Origin of the sequence: uncultured Intestinibacter sp., assembly GCF_902468165.1 — a bacterium.
Lineage (GTDB): Bacteria > Bacillota > Clostridia > Peptostreptococcales > Peptostreptococcaceae > Intestinibacter.
In genome coordinates, this window is sequence record NZ_CABQXJ010000120.1 from 1 (window position 1) to 4,263 (window position 4,263).

General features: G+C 25.8%; 5 protein-coding genes. 1 reads left to right on the forward strand and 4 read right to left on the reverse strand.

Features of this window, described 5'->3' with window-relative positions:
- Positions 1-92 precede the first annotated feature (92 nt).
- The 3 genes from RDX53_RS13745 to RDX53_RS13755 all read right to left on the reverse strand — a co-directional run bounded on the left by RDX53_RS13745 (position 93) and on the right by RDX53_RS13755 (position 2,143).
- Positions 93-779, reverse strand: a complete 687-nt coding sequence (locus RDX53_RS13745; protein WP_307994346.1) for a CPBP family glutamic-type intramembrane protease — start codon at positions 777-779, stop codon at positions 93-95.
- Positions 780-851: 72 nt separating this feature from the next.
- Positions 852-1,163 (reverse strand): DNA-binding protein, encoded by a 312-nt coding sequence (locus RDX53_RS13750; protein WP_195930970.1) that lies wholly within the window; start codon positions 1,161-1,163, stop codon positions 852-854.
- 179 nt (positions 1,164-1,342) lie between these two features.
- Complete coding sequence (locus tag RDX53_RS13755; RefSeq protein WP_307994347.1) at positions 1,343-2,143, reverse strand: AraC family transcriptional regulator; 801 nt, start codon at positions 2,141-2,143, stop codon at positions 1,343-1,345.
- 280 nt (positions 2,144-2,423) lie between these two features.
- Here RDX53_RS13755 and RDX53_RS13760 point away from each other — a divergent pair, with 280 nt between their 5' ends.
- Entirely contained in the window at positions 2,424-3,254 is an 831-nt protein-coding gene (locus RDX53_RS13760; protein ID WP_307994348.1) for a Cof-type HAD-IIB family hydrolase, read from the forward strand.
- Between the two features lie 96 nt (positions 3,255-3,350).
- Here RDX53_RS13760 and RDX53_RS13765 read toward each other — a convergent pair whose 3' ends face one another.
- Complete coding sequence (locus RDX53_RS13765; RefSeq protein WP_295779144.1) at positions 3,351-3,965, reverse strand: YitT family protein; 615 nt, start codon at positions 3,963-3,965, stop codon at positions 3,351-3,353.
- Positions 3,966-4,263: the final 298 nt, after the last annotated feature.

Here is a 4,263-nt window from a genome sequence, read left to right on the forward strand (position 1 = left end):
TTAAGTTATTAAAAACACTAATTTTTTTAATATTTTTTATATGAAAAGACTCTTAGAGATTATTCTAAGAGCCTTACATAAATTATATATTTTTAAAGAAAAATACAACTTATTATAATATGTACAAATATACATAAGTATATATCTTTATATTTATATTTCATAAAACCTCTCGCCGCTGTGATTAATATACCTAACCCCATTTTAGATGTTACTACGTCTATTGCAAATTTATCACTACTTATAACTTGTAGATTTTGACTTATGATATCCCAATATCCTAATATAAATAACACAGATATTATTGATATAACAATCCATGTTGTCTTTTGATTTTCTACAAATCCATTTACGTAATTCCATAAATACTGTCTAAATAATAATTCTTCATATACTGGTATAGCTATTGTTGCCAAACACATCATAAGTATTTCAGTAAATACATAATCTGTTTTTAGTAAAATTGTCAAAGCCAAACCTACCAACATAAGACTAAATAATATTATTCTTATCTTTTTATTTTCATATTTATTGGCCATTTGTATCAATCTATATCCCGCTGGATTAAATAAACTACTTCCTCTTAAAAAGAGAAAAACACTTATGCCCACTATCATAATCGATATTATATTTGCTATATTTAAATTTATAGCTGTAAAACTAAGTACACTCAATAATACGTTTTTTATAATTATTCTAGCAATTTGTAAAACAATTAATATTAAAAAACAATCTAATATATATTCTCTTTCCCTTATACTAATACTTTTTTTATCCAAATTTTATCACCCACGCTTCATAATACTATCTATTAATTATAGCATATTATAATCGTGAGTATACAAGAAAATCTAATCGTAAAAACCATTTAATACTCTACAAACTGTAGCTTTGCTCCAACATGTTTTTTGTGAAATCTCTCTATAGCTAAGACCTTCTGTTCTAAGCTCTTTTATAGATGCTATATCGCTATCTCTTATTTGTTTTTCTTTAGGTTTTAAATTACTTTTAACAGATTTTAATTCATCTATTTGTTTTTTTAATTCGTCTATTTCATTTTGCTTAGCTAATATTTTCTTTTCATATTCTGCTCTCATCTCATTAAATTCTTTAATATAATTTATTTTCCAATTTTCATCTGATTTTGTTTTAAATAAACCCATAAATAACATCCCCTTTTCATTAGTTTCTAAACTATAATTTCTTTAAATCATCAAAAAATCCTTGTTGTTTAGGTGTAAATTCATTCGTTATTTTCATTGAAATTTCAAGCATTTTCTTATATTATTTGTGTTTTATGTCTACTTTGTAGTCATTTTGTTTTTTTATGGGACTTAAATATTTATTGTAAATTAATATTTTGTGTTTCAATTAGTTTCTTCCTGTATTGAGTTGGACTTGTACTGTATTTTTTCCTAAATGCCTCACAGTAATAACTCGAACTATTAAATCCAACTTCTATAGCTATTTCTAAAATCGTTTTGTCGGTACTTAATAATAGATTTCTACTTCTATAAAGTCTATAGTCTATTAAATATTGATTTGGAGATTGTTTTAAAAGCTCTTTAAAAATTGCTGAACATTTACTTTTACAACAATTTCCCGAACTAGCTATATCAATTAATGTAATTTTTTTATTATAGTTTTTCTGGATAAACCCTATCATATCTTTTAATGTATTTAGTTTTAATGAATTGAAATTATGACTATTTACACATATATCTTTATTTCTAAATATTATTTCACATATTTCAAAAAATGATTGTTGGACTTTAAAGTAAATCAATTCATCATCTACAGATTGATACATATCTATTAGTAGATCTAATATTCTTTTTTGCCAACTTACTTCTTCTTTTAATATGATATATTCTAGTTCATTCTTATATAAAAGTGATTTTATATATTTATTTTCAAACCATTCATTTGCACATAAGATACTCGGATGCAATACTATACAGATAAACTTACATTCTTGTTTTTCATCTGAAAAACCATTATGAAGTTGTCTACTGTTTATAAAAAGTCCTTCTCCCTGTGATATTTCAATTCTCTCTCCATTTATCTCATATGACATTTTCCCTTCAAGTATAACAATAAACTCTAAATCATCATGCCAATGGCTAACAGCTTTATAGTCCATATATAATGACAGTATACCTGCTTTATATATGCAGGAAAATTAGGATTGTTATACTCTACATTTTCTGATAAATCACTATTTATAGGAATTTGAATTGACACGTAATCCACCTATTTTCCCTAATTTTGGAATATTGTTATATAATTATAACATATATCGACTGAATCTATCTAAAAGATAATATATATTTAAATAAGAGCAATCTCATGAAGATAGAATTTAATATTCAATATTTTGCTAATGTTGAATTTAATATTAAGATGAAAGGGATCAAGTTAAAATGAGTAAAATTTTGTTTATAGATGTTGATGGTACTTTAGTCGATTATGACAATAATATTCCACAATCAGCAGTTGAGGCTATTAAAATAGCGAGAAATAATGGGCATAAAGTATATATATGTACTGGTCGTAGTAAATCTGAAGTATATCAAGAATTATGGGATATAGGTCTTGATGGTATGATTGGCGGCAATGGAAGTTATGTAGAAGACAATAATAATGTAGTTATGCATAATACAATAACATATGAACAATGTAAACATATAGTAGATTGGCTACATAATAAAAAATTAGAGTTCTACTTAGAAAGTAATAGCGGTCTTTATGCTAGTGAAAACTTTGAAACTGTAGGCCAACCAGTAATTCAGGAATATAGCAATAGAAAAGGCAATCTTTCTAATTCACTTACTGTTAGAGAGGTATTTCCAGATATGATATTTGACGGTGAATTGTATAGAGATGATGTAAATAAAGTTAGTTTTATACTTAATAGCTACCAAGATCATTTAGATTCTATAGATGAGTTTCCAGATTTAAATCCTGGTACTTGGGGTGGAAAAGGTGAAATTGCACTTTTTGGAGATTTAGGTGTAAAAAATATCAATAAAGCTAGTGCCATATCAAGTCTACTTGACTACCTTGGTGCTGATATAAAAGATACTATAGCATTTGGAGATGCTAATGTGGACATACCTATGTTAGAACATTGTAATATAGGTGTCGCTATGGGCAGTGGCGGTCAAAAAATAAAAGAGATGGCCGATATAGTTACAGATGATGTTGAAAAAGATGGATTATATAAAGCATTTAAAACCCTAAACCTAATTTAATCTATGTTATTTAAATATAAAATCATAAACAAACACAAAAACACCTATAACTAATAGCATAGGTGTTTTATTTTTATATTAAATTTTTAAGACGAACTATGCTGTAATAAGTCGTAATGAGCCTTTTGTATGTGCCAAAAATAGATCGATTATCTTTCCACTAAGAGTAGATGCAATCATTGAATAGAAAATAGCGTCTGCTGATAGATAACTTAGAGATAATAAAAGTATTACTCCATCCATTAAAATATAAACTTTAGTCACACTTAAAGATGTTGTCTTTGCGATTACTAATGCTAATGCATCATCTCCTCCTGATGAACACCCTGTATTGAATATTATTCCGCATCCAACTCCCACAAATATACCACCTAATATTGCATTAATTAAGCTGTTGTTTATTGAAGGTAATATTGGACCTATATTTTCAAATATTCCATATGTTACTGAAAATGCAAAAGATGCGAATAATGAATATAAGAAAAATTCTTTTCCAAAAATCTTATATCCAATTAATAATAAACTAAAATCAATTATTATACTCGCCATTGATGGATGTATTCCAAATAGATTTTTTAGAAGTAATAAAAATCCTAATACTCCACCTTCTGTAATATGATTTAAAAAATAAAAATTGTAAAATCCAAAAGATAGTATTATTGTCCCAAACAATATAAATCCTATCTTTTCTATCATCTGCCGACTACTCATTTTGTTACCACCTTTCTCCTTCCAACGAGGAAATTTATTATTATTTATTGTAATAGTTTTAATTAGAAAAATTATCAATTTTATTAAATATCACTTTGTAGTCTAGTGTGATTTTAACTATATATTTCGTTTTTCTAATTATCTATATTTATATTATATATAATAAAATCCGATATGTATACCTCACTTTTGCAAACTTAAAATTATACAATTTTTTTTAATTTTTTTCAATGATTTTTTTGTTTTTTATTATGTTTATTTATGCATTAAAATAAAACCTAGTATTTTCAATGTATTG

Coding starts and splice junctions, on each gene's coding strand:
- RDX53_RS13750 (WP_195930970.1), bottom strand. CDS start 1,163: ATGGGTTTATTTAAAACAAAATCAGATGAAAATTGGAAAATAAATTAT.
- RDX53_RS13765 (WP_295779144.1), bottom strand. CDS start 3,965: ATGAGTAGTCGGCAGATGATAGAAAAGATAGGATTTATATTGTTTGGG.
- RDX53_RS13760 (WP_307994348.1), top strand. CDS start 2,424: ATGAGTAAAATTTTGTTTATAGATGTTGATGGTACTTTAGTCGATTAT.
- RDX53_RS13755 (WP_307994347.1), bottom strand. CDS start 2,143: ATGGACTATAAAGCTGTTAGCCATTGGCATGATGATTTAGAGTTTATT.